Source organism: Maribacter sp. X9 (assembly GCF_048537565.1).
Lineage (GTDB): Bacteria > Bacteroidota > Bacteroidia > Flavobacteriales > Flavobacteriaceae > Maribacter.
Genome location: NZ_CP183215.1, coordinates 3,060,873 through 3,077,032, shown reverse-complemented (window position 1 = coordinate 3,077,032; position 16,160 = coordinate 3,060,873). Strand labels below are relative to the sequence as shown.

The window sequence follows — 16,160 nt, the reverse complement described above, 5'->3', positions numbered from 1 at the left end:
TACAATAATTTCTAGTATCTTTTCAACATAAGAACGAACCAACTAACTTAGAACACATGAAAAAACTGGCACTACATTGGCAAATCATTATCGGACTTGTACTGGGAATTTTATGGGCCCTGCTATCAAGTGCTATTGGATGGAGTTCCTTTACCATAGATTGGATAGCCCCGTTTGGTACCATTTTTATCAATCTTTTAAAATTAATAGCCGTGCCATTGGTACTTTTTAGTATCATTAACGGAGTAGCGGGTATAGGAGACCCTGCCAGTCTGGGCCGTATGGGGGGTAAAACTTTGTTGGCCTACCTTATTACAACTGTTTTTGCGGTTGCCGTTGGACTGGTACTGGTGAATTTGATCGGCCCAGGAAAATTGATGGATCAGGAAAGTAGAATCGATAATAGGATTTCCTATGAGATTTGGGCCAATTCCCAAGGGTATCAGATTAAGGATGGTATCAACTATTTACAAGATCCTAAATTTATGGAACGGGCCAAAAAGATAACCGATCTTTCTCGAGCTGAGTTGCAGGATGCCTCAGTTTCTTCAAAGTTGGAAACGGCCGATAGTGCCAAACAATCCGGACCATTGCAGCCGTTGGTAGATATAGTTCCTCAGAACTTCTTTTCCGCATTGGCCGATAATGGTTTGATGCTTCAAGTTATCTTCTTCGGATTATTTTTCGGCATTAGTCTATTATTTATACCTAATGAAAAATCAAAACCGGTAATCGAAGTTGTGGATAGTATTATGGAGGTATTCCTCAAAATGGTGGACTTGGTCATGAAAGCGGCACCTTTTTTCGTTTTTGCCCTGTTGGCGGGCGTAGTCAGTAAAATGGCCGGAGATGATATTTCAAAAGTGGTTGAAATCTTCAAGGGATTAAGTTGGTATTCGCTAACGGTAGTATTAGGATTGGCCTTTATGATATTTGTAGTTTATCCCGCATTGTTCAAAATATTTATAAAAAAAGTTTCCTATACAGGCTTTTTTAAGGCAATGGGACCTGCACAGACCTTGGCTTTTTCGACCTCTAGTAGTGCCGCCACGCTGCCGGTAACAATGGAATGTGTAGAGGATAATCTCGGGGTAGATAAAAAAGTTACCAGTTTTGTATTACCCATTGGAGCCACTGTAAATATGGACGGTACTTGTCTATATCAAGCCGTTGCCGTTGTATTTTTGGCGCAAATGCACATGATCGATTTAACCCTTGGCCAACAGCTTACCATAGTCTTAACGGCAACCTTGGCCTCCATAGGTTCTGCAGCCGTGCCAAGTGCAGGCTTGGTTATGTTGATTATAGTGTTGGAATCAGTAGGATTGAATCCTGCTTGGATCGCGATAATTTTTCCGGTAGACCGTATTTTAGATATGATGCGAACCGTGGTGAACGTAACGGGTGATGCTACGGTATGTTCCATCATTGCAAAGGGAGAGGGATTATTCAATTATAATGCGGATAAGGATCCGAACGAAGATTGGAAGCTTAAAGAGAAGGCTTGATTAATTGATCTTACCCATCGAACCGCCGGAAAGCGGCCATGGTGAACATATAGATGCCATAACAGACTAATCCAGCCGCTACAAGCCCTAATAACCATTTTCCGTAGGCTTGTTCTTGTATAAAGGAGAAAGCTGCTGCGGTACCCTTCATTTCATTGGAAGTATTTCCGCCAAGGTTAAATCCTGCAGTCAGAAAAAAATAGGCTATGATGGAAGTTACGATGCCTCTTGAAATAAGTCCCGCATATCCGATACGTTTTATATACCTCCTTTTGGCCATTACCGATATGGATTGAATCTGAAACTTTTTAAGAAAATCACCTTTATAAGCTTTTATAAATTGGTAAATCCCCTTTCCCGCCAAAGCAAGGCCAATAACGATAAAAATATATTTTCCAGAAGTACCTGCTAAAACAGAATTACCAGATCCACCCCCGCCTTTTAGAAATGAGCCCTGTCCAAGAACATCCAGAACGGAAAAAATTCCTAAACCTGAATAAATACAGCCACTAATAAAGAAGCTTACCCTTTTTACGATAGCTTTCATATCGGTTCCTATGCCCTCAGGGTCGCGAATACTTTCAATGAACCGCCAAATTCCGTAACAAATAAGACCAAGACCTAAAACTATGACCAACCACTTTCCGAATATCTGGTTCTCTAAATAATCGATTACCTGTAGTTTACCGGCTTTTTGACCTCCCATGTTAAAGGCAGCCAATAAAGCCAAAATACCTGTTAATGCATACACTATGCCTTTAGCAATATATCCGGCATAGGCAGTCTTTTTGAGGTTGTCGTTCATCTAGATGATTTTAAGACCGGAATATATTGATATAGGAAAGGAGTTGTTACCTGTAATATTCTCATTTTTAGCTCGTTTGATAAAATTCGGAAATTAAATGAGGTTACATGGGGTTGAAGGAAAATAATAAGATTTTTCAATTATTTTCTCGTCAATCTTTTTGTTTGGCCTTACGTTTTTCTTTTTTGGATTCTTTTTCGATTAATTTATCAGCTCCTTTAGAGGCATCCTCAAAATTGATATCGTCATCGATAACACCCTTATAGGCTTTTATCCAAGCATTTTTAAAGATACGGGTCACCGTTGGCCATATTTTGGTATTAACGTTATTTAAATCCCCTTCAATAGGAATTTTGGTGGCAAGTGTATTCTGTTTATGGTTTTTAAGAATGAACTTGAAGAAACCTACGAAACCTTCCCATAGCGTATCTAAAAATCCATCTTCTTTCCCTAAAAGTTTAGCATCTTTCAATATAGGTTTAAAGGAACCTTTTAAATAACCATCTGCAATGGCCAATTCACCAAAAAGATCAAAAGAACCCGAGCTAAAATCGATACCGGCATAATACTTTGTAAAGTCATTTAGCGCCGTAACATTGGCATTTTCTAAGCTTAGGGAGAGGTCCATATCTGGAATTTCCTTGACCAAATTTAAATTACCATTCAAATTAACATTTCCGTTGCCAATAGATATGGCGGTAGCGTGAATTTCTGAAGGCAGTGTTCGCACTTTTTCTACCACGTTTCTTAAGTTCGTGGCACTTAAATTGACCTGTTTTAAGTGAAGGTCAATACTTGGTTCGGCTGTTAATTGAACAAAAGCGACCGTACCATTTTTAACGGTAAGGTTATTTATATCGATAGGTACCAAATCGGTCAGCGCTTTTGACCAATCTTCGGTTTTGGCTTCAGAACTATCAAGTTGTTGATCTTCGAAGACATAAATGACCGTGGGTTGTGTCATTTCAATTTCACTAACTATTTTGCCGTGTAGTAAGGATTTCCATTCAATGGAAATATCCGTTTTCTTAAAATCTAAAAAGGGAGTTTTTGAATTTGCATGTACTTTTTTCAAATAGAGACCGTCAATGCTATATGCCCCCCTGATGATCGATAAATCAATATCCTCGACTTGTCCGTAATATCCTGGAATATCAGCCAAGACTTTATTTACATAATTTTTAATGACATAGGGTAGGGCAATTCTAATGGCGACTATTAGGCAGATAATTATAACCGGAACAACATATCTTTTTTTCTTATACCGCTTTCTCTTTTGAACGACCATATCTTCTTGTAATTAGGTGCGAATTTTATAAAATTCTTTCAGATATTGTACCTTATTCGAATTTAGTATAGACGTATTTGAAATAATTTTAGAGGTAAACTTTCTCAGCGTTGGCGGATATGAATACATCTAATCGCTACAAAAATTTTGACTGCAATTCAGGAGTGGGAATCATGCAAGCTTCTTTTTTACCATACCATTTGTACCGATTTCGAGCTACAAAATCATATACGATATTTCGAAAAGATTCTGGTAGCCACAGTAAAACGGAGCATAAGTTCCAAATTCCGCTGAGGTTTTCAGCAATTTTTAAAGCAGCTGTCGATTTGGTATAATAAGCCACCCCAGGTTCAATTAAAATAATAGAATCTATGGATGTTATATCAATATTACGTTCTGCAACGAGTTGAAGGCCGACCTCACTTTGCAATGCCGCAAAACGAAAAATGTCTTTTTCATCCCTTTTCAAAATAAATTGTACGGCACCGTTGCAGAGATTGCAAACCCCATCAAAAAGTATGATTTTATGCACCGTTTTCATGACGTAAAGATAGTAGGTTGCTGAGTGATTCTGACGTGTTCGATTCTATTTAATGTTTCTTTTTTTATCATACCTCAAATTCGATTGAAAAACGTCATTGGTATATGTAAATAATCATATACGATTATTTTTAAATAATTGAAATTCAGTAATTAAAGTGTTTTATTTTTTCTTTTCTACTAGTTCTAGCTGGTCTACACTTACATTGGTGGTGAACATACCATAATTGACAATCGCCTTTCCTTTTTCAAGGGAATCAATACTGCCAACAGCTTTACCATCTAGTAAACGAACGCGATCGCCAAGGTTGAAAACTGGCTTGGGCTTATTCTTCTCTTTAAAGATCGCTTTTTTCTTTTCCACCTTTTTCGTTTCGCGGATAACTTTCACCTCTTTTTGTACTTCCTGCGCTACTTGGGCTTTTTTGGCCCTTTCTTTTTTTGCTTCGGCCGAAGATTTCTTTTTTCGCTTGCTATTTTCGGTTTCTACGATACGCAAAAGCTCAGATACGAGAGGTCGTTTCTTGTTATCCTGAAAATATTTGTCCGCCGCAATGTTCACCTTGTTACCCAACTGGATCATACGCTGGTCATGGTCATATAATTCCTGATAGTTTTCTAGTTTTGATTTGATCTTTGCGTTTAATTTTTCCAAGCGTGCCGCTTCTTCCCGTGCCTTGCTCTCTTCTTCTTGTAGCCTAGAACCCGTTTCGGCCATTTTACTGCGTTCTTTTTGTAATTTCGCTATAGTGGCATCAAAACGGACTTTACCTCGCTCAATTTTCTTCTTAGCCTTGTTAATGAGCGAATAGGGTATACCGTTCTTTTGTGCCACCTCAAAAGTAAACGAACTACCGGCCTGGCCCAAGATTAATTGAAACGTAGGTTCCAAGGTTTTACCATCGAAAAGCATGTTGGCATTGGTCACATGAGGGAGTTCGTTAGCGAGTGCTTTAAGATTGGCGTAATGGGTGGTAATGACCCCATATGAACCTCGTTCATAGAAAACTTCTAAAAAAGCCTCTGCCAAGGCACCTCCCAATTCAGGGTCGCTTCCTGTGCCGAATTCATCGATTAAAAATAAGGTTTGATCGTCACAACGTTTCAGGAATTGCTTCATGTTCTTTAACCGATAACTATACGTACTTAGATGATTTTCAATGCTTTGATTATCTCCGATATCCGTAAGTATCTTTTTGAAGAAACATACTTCACTGCGTTCATGTACAGGGATAAGCAAGCCACTTTGCAGCATGACCTGTAATAGCCCTATGGTCTTTAAGGTGATGCTTTTGCCGCCCGCATTAGGCCCGGAGATTACGATAATGCGGTTTTCTTGATGTAGTTCTATGGTCTGCGGAAAGGTTTTTTCCCCTTTTCGTTTGTTGCTTAAAAACAGAAGTGGGTGATAGGCATCCCGTAAATAAAGACGGTCGTTGGTGTTTATTTTAGGCAAGAGGGCATCAATATCTTCTGCGTATTTCGCTTTTGCCGCGGTAACGTCCACTTGCGTCAAATAAATTTGATAATCCCTTAAAAGCTCTCTAAATGGCCGTATTTGATTCGTCAGTTGTTTTAGTATTCGCTGTACTTCTTCCTTTTCCTCAAATTCTAAATTATTGAGTTCACGACTGTACTTCAGTGCGGCTTCGGGTTCAATGTAAACGATGCTCCCCGTTTTGGAAGTACCCATAACGGAACCCTTAACTTTTTTCCTATACATGGCCTTTACGGCCAGTACCCTGCGGTTCTCCACAACAGATTCCCGTATCTCATCCAAATAGTCCGATGCTTGGTAGGCGTTAAGTGCAGTTGTAAAACTTTGGCTGATTTTTCCGCGAACTTGGTTCATATGACGGCGAATACTGAATAGTGAATCCGAGGCATTGTCCTTGACTTCACCGAACCGATCGATGATGTTATTGATCATGTCTGGTATCTCGGTGTTCGACTCCAATTCGGTAGCAAATTCATAGAATATAGGATAATACTCCTTGAATTTTTTAAAGAATTTTTGATGTTGGGTTACCGAGGTGCAAATACTGGCGATACGCTTAAAACCTTGCAGTTCTAATGTAGTATTTTCTATTTTAAGTAGTTTTAGGTCAGTATGAATGCTATCAAAGCCATGATTTGGAATTCGGTTTTCACTGATCAGCGATGAGAGATATTCTGCGGTTTTACCCAGTTCCAATCGAATGGTTTCCTCAGTAATGAATGGAGCAATTTCCAAGGCAGCTTCCTTTCCCAATTCGGTATTGCAGCGGGCACATACTTGCTTTAATACCGATGGAAATTCTAAGTCTTGAAGGGTTTTGGAATGTATGTTCGCCACGTTTTATTTTGATAAGGTGCAAAGGTAAGGATTGAGTGTGATATCAGGAAAAGTGCACTTACGACCTAATCTGTTCATTTACAATAGTGAGCAGGTTCTTATACGAACTCAAAACTTATGAAAATACAAAAAAGAGTCCAAAATAGTTTAAGGGATGGTGCTTAGGTTTTAGGTAAATAGTAGTTTTGGCTTTGTTTGATAACATTATTCCAATTTCATGCCGGTAAACATACATTCTAGCTGGAAACAGCAATTACAAACAGAATTTGAAAAACCCTATTTCGATAGTTTGGTCAATTTTGTTAAGCAAGAATATGCAACGTATACCTGTTACCCTAAGGGTGCTGATATTTTTGCCGCATTTGACCATTGCCCATTTGAGGCCACCAAGGTGGTAATTATTGGGCAGGACCCTTACCATGGCCCGGGACAGGCGAACGGATTATGTTTTTCGGTACAAGAGGGTGTTCCGCATCCGCCTTCTTTGATAAACATTTTCAAAGAAATCCAAACCGATTTAGGAGTACCCTACCCTAAAAGTGGCAACTTGGAACGTTGGGCGGAGCAGGGAGTTTTGCTGTTAAACGCTACATTAACCGTTAGGGCACATGAACCGGGCAGTCATCAGAAAAAGGGATGGGAACAATTTACAGATGCCGTTATCAAAAAAATAGCTGAAGAACGAAACGATATTGTTTTTTTATTATGGGGAGGATTTGCAAAAAAGAAAGCTAGCCTGATCGATTCGAAAAAACATCATATTTTAACTTCTGGACATCCCTCCCCATTGAGTGCGAATCGTGGCTTTTGGTTTGGAAACCGACATTTTTCTACCTGTAATAAAATATTGAAGGATTTAAGCAATAAATCCATTATCTGGTAAGTTATTATATTATGATTTTAACTAACTTTAAGAGGTATAATCCTATCCTTGATTAAAGGAATAGAACTGTAAAAACTAACTTTTATGAATAATTTAGATAAATTGAATTCAATTTTACTTGTTGATGATGATGAGGCAAGCAACTTTTTGCATTCTATTTTCATCAATAAACTAGATCTTGATGTAGACGTCAATTCTGCACTTAATGGCCAAGAGGCTCTAGATTTTATTTTGGGTAAAGGGCAGGAAGAGTTACAACTACCGTGTATGGTGATGCTAGATTTGAGAATGCCTGTAATGGACGGTTGGCAATTTATAAAAGCGTATGAAGAACAGGTTCCAAAACGTCTAAAAGAACAAATTACCATTGTATTGGTAACTATAAGTGACAATAAAGAAGATAAAGATCGTGCCGTTACTAATGAGCATATCGCCGATTTCTCGCAAAAACCACTATCGGACGAGACGTTTAAAAATTTGATTCAAAAACACTTCAACCTGGCAACCATATAGTTATTAAGCCAATAGGCTCGTAGATGGCAATATACTTTCTATTAATTCTAGTTCGTGTAGGGTTTTCTGAACTTTGATCAATGTACTTTCCGGTAATTGCCGTTGGCTCCATTGGGTGATGGAGAGCCACTCCTGTATATCGCCCAACTTTTGCTGGTATCGGTTGGCCAAGGTGCGGTCAATACTGGGTATCTGTTTAAACTCCAACGTATAGGTATTGATAACCTCTTGAATATGATTTATAACGGATTTGTTTTCTTTTAAGAATTTATCTGTAGCTACCAGTAGGAAACAGGGCCAGGGTGTAGGGCAATCCCCTAAATTCCTGAAAATACCGTTATCCACCAAAGGTTTGGTGGTAAAATGTTCCCACATGAAATAATCCGCCTTGCCGGTGGTTAAACTTTCAACGGCACCTTGTAGGTTGTTCACTAAGTGAAATTTTAAATTTTCCGTTCCCCAACCCATTTGTTTGGCGTGTACAAAGGTCATGAGATGGCTACCACTTCCAAAACGACTGATAGCGGCAGTAGTATCCTTCAAATCAATTAGGGACCTATAGGAGCTTTGTGCATCTACATGAATACCCCATTTAAGGGGCGATGCAATATATTCCTGAACAATCTTTACAGGATTGCCCTCTGTAATGCTTTTGACTATACCTTCCGTGAGTATGATGGCCAGATCAGTTTCATGAGTTTCTAATAGCTGGCACATTTTACCGGTACCTTCTGGAATGTCGACCCAGTCAAGTTGAATACCCCTTTCCTCAAAAGCTCCTTCTTCAATGGCCAAATGCCAGGGTAAATTAAAGTGTTCCGGTACGCCTATTATCTTAACATTTTTCATTCAGTTTGGTTTTAAGATAGTTATAAATCGCATATTGCGAACGTATAGCTGTTGTTTGGTGCTCAAAGTTCACTTTTTTATTTGAGTTTTCAATATCCAAAACCCTTGCTTTTTCAGTGTCGTTCAATTGAAGTGAAAGCACATGCTTTAGTTCTTCGAATATTGTTTCGTCTAGGATGGGCGTAAGTACTTCGATACGCCGATCTAAATTACGGGTCATCCAATCTGCTGAACCCATATACATTAATTCGTTTCCTCCATTTTCAAAAAGATAAATTCTACCATGCTCCAAAAACCGGTCTATGATGCTCGTGATAAGAATAGTATCCCTCATTTTGGTATTTGGATCGGTACTGGCGTTTAAATAACAGCAGAACCCCCTTACGATAAGGCGTACATTCACTCCTGCATTTACGGCCCTATAAAGAGCTGCAATCATATCAGGGTCTTCTAAACTATTCATTTTGGCCGTAATGCACGCTTTTTCACCCTTTAAGGCTGCATTGATTTCATTTTGAATGAGGTTTAGAAAGGTTATACGGGTAGAAAATGGAGAGACCAACAGTTGTTTTAGTTTGGGAACTATAATTTTACGCTCCAAGACCTTAAAAACCTGTTCCAAATCTTTCGTTATCCTTTTGTGGGCCGTAAAAAGACCGTGGTCGCAATAAATAGTGGCTGTCTGCGCGTTAAAGTTTCCGGTTCCTATGTAGGCATATCTTTTATGCTTTCCGTTTTCCTTCCTTACGACCATAGCTATTTTGGAATGGACCTTTACTTGCGGAATACTGAAAATTACCTTGGCCCCCTTGTCTTCAAAAATACGGCCCCATTTAATATTATTGGCTTCGTCAAACCGGGCTTGTGCTTCTACGAAAAGAGTTACCTCCTTGTTATTATCAAGTGCGGTTAATAAGGCGTCTGCCAAGGCCGAAGATTTTGCTATCCTGTAAATGGTCATTTTTATTGCGGAAACTTGCGGGTCACGAGCTGCACTTTTTAGAAATTCTTCGACTACGTTGAAACGCTGATATGGGAAATGCACCAATTGGTCTTTTTTTGTGATCGATTCAAAAAAGTCCGTGGTAAATGAAAGTTCTGGATGCTTTAAGGGAGGCTTTGCCTCGTATTGAAGATGTTCTGTACCCGTTGGCCTTGGAAATGAGAAAAAATCGGATAAATTATGGTAGATACCCCCAGGTGATAAATCGACTTCGCCTAAGTTTAAATCTTTCTTTAGAGCATCGATGAGCCATTTAGGCATTCGTTCATCGTATAGAAGCCGAGTGGGTTGTCCGGTTTTTCGTTTGTCAAGCGATTTATAAATTTTTTCTACAAGTTCTACATCAGAATAGTCATCCTCTAAATATAGTTCTGCATCCCTCGATAATTTTATGGAATAATAATCTTCACTATCCTGATTAGGTAAGAGGGTATTGATTTGGAGTCTTACCACATCGTCTAGATAACAGTATTGATAGCCTTCACCGGGCAGGTCGATAAATCGGCCTACTTGGTCTGTGGGAAGTTTAATTAAACTATACTTCTTTTCCGGATGTGTTACCACCAAATAAAGGGCACCATCTTTTAACTTTATATTAGCTGTGGTACTATGGACTTCGCAATAGCGCTGAATTTCGGACTTGAAAAAATCATTGAGAAAATCCTTCTGTTCCGCAGTAAAATTAGATGGGTTTCGAAGATAAATGTCATGATGTTCTAATTCTGCTAGGGTAGAAGCAATCACTTCCCCAAAATGGATTTGCTGTTCTGCAATGGTCTTTAAAATATATTTAAGCGTACTATTGGCCTTAAGCATTAATTTTTTACGCAATTGTTTGTCAAGTTGCTTGATTTGACGCAGTCGTGATACGCGCACTTTGAAAAACTCATCTAAATTCGATGAAAAAATGGCTAAAAATTTAAGCCGTTCCAATAAGGGAGTATCCTTACTTTCAGCCTCCAATAAAACCCGTTCATTAAAGTAAAGCCAATTAATATCCCTATGCTTAAGATTGTTTTTTTCCATGGTGCTATTTCAGCAAATTTAAGGTATGACGATTTATAAAAGTTTAAAGGATTGTTAACTAAGTCTCTCCAAACAGAATTGGATGAGATTATCAATTGATTTGGAAGGATTTTTTGAAAATTCTCCGGTGACTCTGTTGGCCAAAATACAATTCAACGATACCGCTGCATGACCTAGAAGTATTGCTAAGGCATAAATACCGGAAGTTTCCATTTCTAAGTTCGTTATACAATGATTTTCATACCTAAAGCTTGTCAATTTTTCCATAACCTCCATTTGACTGGGGGCCAAGCGCAATTGCCTGTGTTGAGGTCCGTAAAAGCCTATATTAGTTGCGGTAAACCCTAATCGTATACGATTATCTTGAAAGAGTTCGGCTAGATTTTCTGAATAGGAAACCACATAAGGCCGTGCTTTAGCACTGAGCCAGGAAGTGTGGGTTATAAATTCATCCTCAATGGCTGTATGGTTAATATGGCCATGTTCGTAAAAATGCAATAAACCGTCAAAACCAATTGCATATTCGCTCATTAAAAAAGAATCTACAGGAATATCCGCTTGAATGGAGCCTGACGTTCCAATCCGTATGATATTTAATCGTATACGATTTTTTTTTAGCGTTCTGGTCTTAAAATCGATGTTGACCAGGGCATCAAGCTCATTGAGTACGATATCAATATTATCGGTTCCAATGCCGGTCGAGATTACAGTGAGTCGTTTTCCATTTTTATGACCTGTATGGGTATGGAATTCTCGCTTTCCCTTTTTCACTTCAATAGTATCAAAATATCGAGAAACCTGACTTACCCTTTCAGGGTCGCCAACGGTAATGATTGTGGTGGAGATATCGTTTGGAAGCAGATTGAGATGGTAAATGCTACCATCTTCATTGAGAATAAGCTCAGCAGGCCTTAACTGCATGCTATAGCTTTAAAATTCTATTGGAATTTGTATTGTACAGGAAATTATATTTAAGGGCACCCCCCAAGTAAACATCATTATCTTGAATACAGGAATAGTAACTGGTTTTACCCTCCAAGATTTCCTTCCCTTTTTTGGATAATCGTACCGGATTTAAACTTGTGATCAAAGGTTTTAATCTGGTTATGGCCCTTTCATATTGCGTATCCCCAAAACCAAGATTTCCTTGATTTTTAAGAATCGTCTCCATAAATTCTTTTTTTGAAGTTGGTTTGCTATCCATTGCCAAGCGTAAAATGGTGTTTTCCATTTCGTTAAGCCCATTGGCAATACTTGGAAAACGTTTTAAATGCGTTTTTACCGCATCACCCAAATAATCGAACTGGTAATCTTTAAAATCGGTGAGATTTTCTAAACGTATCGGATTGTTGCTGCAATAGAGTTGCCAAACATAATCAGCATATTCGGTATCGTCTTGGGTGAGTATCTTTTTGTTTTTATAAAGCTGTAGCAATTGTTCATCGGTCAGTTCGTTAAGGCCATACATCGTGTCTGATGCATCTTCCTTTCCACTGCAGACCAATGAAATCTCTGCATACTTTCGATGTGTAAGCAGCCAACTGATTACGGCCAACATGTTCACTTGACAAAATAAGTCATATTCAAACCACAACACAATGTGGTCTTGCTGTTTGTGGCTACATAAAGATCGATATTCTTTGAGCGTTTTTTCAATGAACCAAGATTTGGAAACTTTGTAATTTTTATGAAGAAATTCAAATCTGGTTTTCCAAAAAGATTCGGTTCCAACAGTGGGCAATGTTTTTCCTTCGCATAGCATTTCGCGCCATGTGATTACATCCCCACCGAGGTTCAGTTTTTGAAGACGTTGGGTGAAATTATCTCCATTGGTAATGTGTAAAAGGGTACTCATACCAGTTTAATTTTAGTTTGGAAGATTAAAAATAACATTAATAACAAGGATATAAAATAATTTAACAGAAAACAAATAGAAGTTTATCGATAAGAACATAGTTCTTTTAACCTCCGACCCGCTTAACAGCGAAGCCTTTTTCTTTTAAAATATTCATTATTTTATCCCTATAATCACCTTGAATAATAATCCGATCGTCCTTAAAACTACCGCCTACGCTTAATTTTGTTTTTAATTCTTTGGCTAATTTTTTAAAATCCTCATCAGCTCCCGTATAGCCTTCTAAAATGGTAATGGGTTTTCCTTTCCTTTTTTCGTATTTACAAATGATCGGATCATCTTGTAGCCATATATCACTTTCTTCGTCTCTTTCCGTTGCATTTAGCTCTGGTTTATGATCGGGGAAAAGGTTTTTGAGTTGATCTTGTAAGTCCATTCTTTATTTTTTAATCAATCCCAATTCGATAAGGCGCTCGTGTAAGAATTCACCGGCCGTAATATCTGTATATAACTTTGGATGTTCTTCATCTATACAATTCTCCAAACAGTTCAAGGGCATTTCGCTTACGGGATGCATGAAAAAAGGAACTGAATAACGAGAAGTTCCCCATAGTTCTTTGGGCGGATTTACGACCTGATGTATAGTTGACAATAATTTATTGTTGGTCAATCGTGACAACATATCTCCTACGTTAATCATTAATTCGTCGGGTTTGGCAATGGCATCTACCCATGCTCCGTCATGATTTTTCACCTGCAGTCCTTTACCATGAGCCCCCATCAATAAGGTAATCAAATTGATATCGCCATGGGCTGCGGCCCTAACCGCATTTTTGGGTTCAGAGGTGATCGGGGGGTAGTGAATGGGGCGTAAAATAGAATTCCCGTTTTTGATGAAATCATCAAAATAATACTCATCCAAATTAAGATGTAACGCTAGCGCACGTAACACATATTTCGCTGTTTTTTCAAGCATCTTATAGGTTTCTTTGCCAACTTCGTTGAACTGAGGAAGTTCGGTGACAATTACATTGTCTGGATATTCGGCTTCCAATGATGGATTATCCTCAACATATTGCCCAAAATGCCAAAACTCCTTTAAATCACCCTCTTTACGGCCTTTGGCGTGTTCCTTTCCAAAAGAAGTGTAGCCACGTTGACCTCCAATACCTTCTATTTCATACTTTTCTTTCGTGTCTTGAGGTAGATCAAAGAACTTTTTGATTTCGAAATATAAGGAGTCAACCAAATCATCCGATAAGAAATGGCCGCCCAAGGCTACAAAGCCTATTTCTTCAAAGGCCTTACCGATTTCATCAATGAATTTTTGCTTTCGTTTTGGATCTTCTGAAAGAAAATCGGACAAATCAACACTGGGTACCAAACTCATAATTACATGGAATTTATGTAAAATTACTAATTATTGCCGATTTGCAAGCGATGTTATGATTGTTCTGAGCTGTGGCCATTTTTGTTACATTTATATTTTTAAATAAAACAGATCTTATTGTATGGATTATAAGAATTTTCAGATTGCTGAAGATGTCCAACGTTTACTTTATAAAGCGATGTTGAAACCCCGAATGGTCGAGGAAAAAATGTTGATTTTATTGAGACAAGGGAAAATTTCGAAATGGTTCAGTGGTATCGGTCAGGAAGCTATTTCTGTGGGTGTTACCAGCGCATTGCATGTTGATGAATATATATTGCCCATGCATCGCAATCTTGGCGTTTTTACTACGAGGGAAATACCGCTGTACCGCTTATTTGGCCAATGGCAAGGTAAAGCAAGTGGTTTTACACAAGGCCGTGACCGTAGTTTTCACTTTGGCACCCAAGAATTCAAGATTATCGGAATGATATCGCATTTGGGTCCGCAGTTAGGGGTAGCGGATGGAATCGCACTAGCCCAAAAATTACGAAAAGAGAAGAAGGTTACGGCGGTTTTTACAGGCGAAGGAGCAACTAGTGAAGGAGATTTTCATGAAGCCCTAAATGTTGCTTCGGTCTGGGATTTGCCGGTATTGTTTTGTATCGAGAACAATGGTTACGGACTTTCAACTCCCACCAATGAACAGTTTAAATGTGAAAATTTGGCCGATAAGGGCCTAGGCTACGGCATGGAAGCCCATATTATCGATGGCAACAATATTTTGGAAGTATATTCAAAAGTGTCTGAAATTGTAAAGGACATGCGTAATAATCCAAGACCGGTGTTACTCGAGTTTAAGACTTTTCGAATGCGGGGCCACGAAGAGGCAAGTGGAACAAAATATGTGCCGCAAGCACTTTTAGATATGTGGTCGGAAAAGGATCCTTTAGAAAATTTTTCCAGTTTTCTAAAGAAGGAAAATATCCTCTCGACTGAAACGGAGATAGCACTTCGGGCGGAAATCCAAGATGAAATCGAGTCTCATTTACAAAAATCTTTTTCAGAAAATACAATCGTACCGAATGAAAGTAAAGAATTAGATGAAGTTTATCAAAAATTTGATTTTAAACAAATTAATCCGAATATACACACGAAAAATATTCGTTTGATTGATGCTGTTTCAAAGGGTTTATGGCAATCTATGGAGAAATTTGATAACCTCGTTATCATGGGTCAAGATATTGCGGAATATGGTGGCGTCTTCAAAATTACAGAAGGCTTCTTAGAAAAATTCGGAAAAGAAAGGGTGCGCAATACACCTATTTGCGAGTCGGCCATAGTATCAACGGCCATGGGTTTATCCATTAATGGGATGAAGGCCGTTGTCGAAATGCAATTTGCCGATTTTGCCAGCAGTGGTTTCAATCCTATTGTCAATTATTTGGCTAAAACCTATTACAGATGGGGTGAAAATGCAGATGTGGTCATTCGCATGCCCTGCGGGGGCGGCGTAGCTGCAGGTCCGTTCCATTCCCAAACCAATGAGGCTTGGTTTACCAAAACACCGGGACTCAAAGTGGTTTATCCGGCGTTTCCTTACGATGCAAAAGGATTATTGGCGACCGCCATCGAAGATCCAAATCCGGCTATGTTTTTTGAGCATAAGGGCTTATATCGAAGTATTTATCAAGAAGTCCCGATCAGTTACTATAATATGCCGTTTGGCCAAGCAGGACTTTTAAGAAAAGGAAAATCGATTACAATTGTCACATATGGCGCCGGAGTACATTGGGCATTGGAGACCTTGGACAACAACGCCGGTATTGATGCCGAACTGCTAGATCTGCGTACGCTACAACCCTTGGACATGGAAAGTATATATACCTCCGTAAAAAAAACGGGAAAACTAATTATTCTTCAGGAGGATAGTCTTTTTGGTGGAATTGCCAGTGATATCGCTGCCTTGGTAATGGAGAATTGCTTTGAGTTTTTAGATGGTCCCATTAGGCGGGTCGGAAGTTTGGAAACACCAATCCCTTTTAATACCAAGCTAGAGGAACAGTATTTGGCAAAATCACGATTTGAGTCTGTTTTATTGGAATTGGTTCGTTACTAGTATTACCGCTAAGAAATTTGTTAAAAGAGCCAATAGATGCGTTGATTTAGCTTCATCTTTGCAATAC

General features: G+C 38.8%; 14 protein-coding genes. 4 read left to right on the top strand and 10 right to left on the bottom strand.

The genetic code is table 11. The features are described 5' to 3' along the window. Positions 1–56: 56 nt before the first annotated feature. Complete coding sequence (locus ACNR9Q_RS13095) at positions 57–1,508, top strand: dicarboxylate/amino acid:cation symporter (RefSeq protein WP_419211668.1); 1,452 nt, start codon at positions 57–59, stop codon at positions 1,506–1,508. 10 nt (positions 1,509–1,518) lie between these two features. Here the strand turns inward: ACNR9Q_RS13095 and ACNR9Q_RS13090 are convergent, their stop codons facing one another. The 4 genes from ACNR9Q_RS13090 to ACNR9Q_RS13075 form a co-directional block, all read right to left on the bottom strand. Beyond that, entirely contained in the window at positions 1,519–2,313 is a 795-nt protein-coding gene (locus ACNR9Q_RS13090; RefSeq protein WP_419211667.1) for a DUF1206 domain-containing protein, read from the bottom strand. Positions 2,314–2,464: 151 nt separating this feature from the next. Continuing rightward, the gene (locus ACNR9Q_RS13085) at positions 2,465–3,601 is read right to left on the bottom strand and encodes a DUF748 domain-containing protein (protein WP_419211666.1); all 1,137 of its coding nucleotides are present in this window, start codon (positions 3,599–3,601) and stop codon (positions 2,465–2,467) included. A gap of 136 nt (positions 3,602–3,737) precedes the next feature. Then, positions 3,738–4,142 (bottom strand): thiol-disulfide oxidoreductase DCC family protein, encoded by a 405-nt coding sequence (locus ACNR9Q_RS13080; RefSeq protein ID WP_419211665.1) that lies wholly within the window; start codon positions 4,140–4,142, stop codon positions 3,738–3,740. A 162-nt stretch (positions 4,143–4,304) separates the two neighbouring features. Next, positions 4,305–6,476, bottom strand: a complete 2,172-nt coding sequence (locus tag ACNR9Q_RS13075) for an endonuclease MutS2 (protein ID WP_419211664.1) — start codon at positions 6,474–6,476, stop codon at positions 4,305–4,307. 217 nt (positions 6,477–6,693) lie between these two features. Between ACNR9Q_RS13075 and ACNR9Q_RS13070 the strand changes: the two genes are divergently transcribed. Continuing rightward, positions 6,694–7,359, top strand: a complete 666-nt coding sequence (locus ACNR9Q_RS13070; protein WP_419211663.1) for a uracil-DNA glycosylase — start codon at positions 6,694–6,696, stop codon at positions 7,357–7,359. Between the two features lie 84 nt (positions 7,360–7,443). Further along, positions 7,444–7,872 (top strand): response regulator, encoded by a 429-nt coding sequence (locus ACNR9Q_RS13065; protein ID WP_419211662.1) that lies wholly within the window; start codon positions 7,444–7,446, stop codon positions 7,870–7,872. Positions 7,873–7,875: 3 nt separating this feature from the next. Here the strand turns inward: ACNR9Q_RS13065 and ACNR9Q_RS13060 are convergent, their stop codons facing one another. From ACNR9Q_RS13060 to ACNR9Q_RS13035, 6 genes are all read right to left on the bottom strand, one after another. Then, complete coding sequence (locus tag ACNR9Q_RS13060) at positions 7,876–8,721, bottom strand: substrate-binding domain-containing protein (protein ID WP_419211661.1); 846 nt, start codon at positions 8,719–8,721, stop codon at positions 7,876–7,878. Beyond that, positions 8,708–10,750 (bottom strand): polyphosphate kinase 1, encoded by a 2,043-nt coding sequence (ppk1, locus tag ACNR9Q_RS13055; RefSeq protein WP_419211660.1) that lies wholly within the window; start codon positions 10,748–10,750, stop codon positions 8,708–8,710. The genes ACNR9Q_RS13060 and ppk1 overlap by 14 nt, the downstream gene beginning before the upstream one ends. Before the next feature lie 54 nt (positions 10,751–10,804). Next, positions 10,805–11,671: a nucleoside phosphorylase gene (locus ACNR9Q_RS13050; protein WP_419211659.1), complete on the bottom strand. Its 867-nt coding sequence runs from the start codon at positions 11,669–11,671 to the stop codon at positions 10,805–10,807. A 1-nt stretch (position 11,672) separates the two neighbouring features. Next, a complete protein-coding gene (locus ACNR9Q_RS13045; RefSeq protein ID WP_419211658.1) occupies positions 11,673–12,605 on the bottom strand; it encodes a DUF1835 domain-containing protein in 933 nt (310 codons plus the stop codon). Between the two features lie 106 nt (positions 12,606–12,711). Then, complete coding sequence (locus tag ACNR9Q_RS13040; protein ID WP_419211657.1) at positions 12,712–13,041, bottom strand: translation initiation factor; 330 nt, start codon at positions 13,039–13,041, stop codon at positions 12,712–12,714. A gap of 3 nt (positions 13,042–13,044) precedes the next feature. After that, on the bottom strand, positions 13,045–13,995 hold the full coding sequence (locus ACNR9Q_RS13035; RefSeq protein ID WP_419211656.1) for an isopenicillin N synthase family dioxygenase: 951 nt from the start codon (positions 13,993–13,995) through the stop codon (positions 13,045–13,047). 121 nt (positions 13,996–14,116) lie between these two features. Here ACNR9Q_RS13035 and ACNR9Q_RS13030 point away from each other — a divergent pair, with 121 nt between their 5' ends. Beyond that, positions 14,117–16,093 carry an alpha-ketoacid dehydrogenase subunit alpha/beta gene (locus ACNR9Q_RS13030; protein ID WP_419211655.1) on the top strand — a complete coding sequence of 659 codons (1,977 nt, stop codon included), beginning with the start codon at positions 14,117–14,119 and terminating at the stop codon, positions 16,091–16,093. Positions 16,094–16,160: the final 67 nt, after the last annotated feature.

Excerpts from the sequence above, each read along its gene's own strand:
- ACNR9Q_RS13095 (WP_419211668.1), top strand. The coding sequence starts at position 57 with ATGAAAAAACTGGCACTACATTGGCAAATCATTATCGGACTTGTACTG.
- ACNR9Q_RS13035 (WP_419211656.1), bottom strand. The coding sequence starts at position 13,995 with ATGAGTTTGGTACCCAGTGTTGATTTGTCCGATTTTCTTTCAGAAGAT.
- ACNR9Q_RS13070 (WP_419211663.1), top strand. The coding sequence starts at position 6,694 with ATGCCGGTAAACATACATTCTAGCTGGAAACAGCAATTACAAACAGAA.
- ACNR9Q_RS13085 (WP_419211666.1), bottom strand. The coding sequence starts at position 3,601 with ATGGTCGTTCAAAAGAGAAAGCGGTATAAGAAAAAAAGATATGTTGTT.
- ppk1 (WP_419211660.1), bottom strand. The coding sequence starts at position 10,750 with ATGGAAAAAAACAATCTTAAGCATAGGGATATTAATTGGCTTTACTTT.
- ACNR9Q_RS13065 (WP_419211662.1), top strand. The coding sequence starts at position 7,444 with ATGAATAATTTAGATAAATTGAATTCAATTTTACTTGTTGATGATGAT.
- ACNR9Q_RS13030 (WP_419211655.1), top strand. The coding sequence starts at position 14,117 with ATGGATTATAAGAATTTTCAGATTGCTGAAGATGTCCAACGTTTACTT.
- ACNR9Q_RS13090 (WP_419211667.1), bottom strand. The coding sequence starts at position 2,313 with ATGAACGACAACCTCAAAAAGACTGCCTATGCCGGATATATTGCTAAA.
- ACNR9Q_RS13080 (WP_419211665.1), bottom strand. The coding sequence starts at position 4,142 with ATGAAAACGGTGCATAAAATCATACTTTTTGATGGGGTTTGCAATCTC.
- ACNR9Q_RS13050 (WP_419211659.1), bottom strand. The coding sequence starts at position 11,671 with ATGCAGTTAAGGCCTGCTGAGCTTATTCTCAATGAAGATGGTAGCATT.
- ACNR9Q_RS13040 (WP_419211657.1), bottom strand. The coding sequence starts at position 13,041 with ATGGACTTACAAGATCAACTCAAAAACCTTTTCCCCGATCATAAACCA.
- ACNR9Q_RS13060 (WP_419211661.1), bottom strand. The coding sequence starts at position 8,721 with ATGAAAAATGTTAAGATAATAGGCGTACCGGAACACTTTAATTTACCC.
- ACNR9Q_RS13045 (WP_419211658.1), bottom strand. The coding sequence starts at position 12,605 with ATGAGTACCCTTTTACACATTACCAATGGAGATAATTTCACCCAACGT.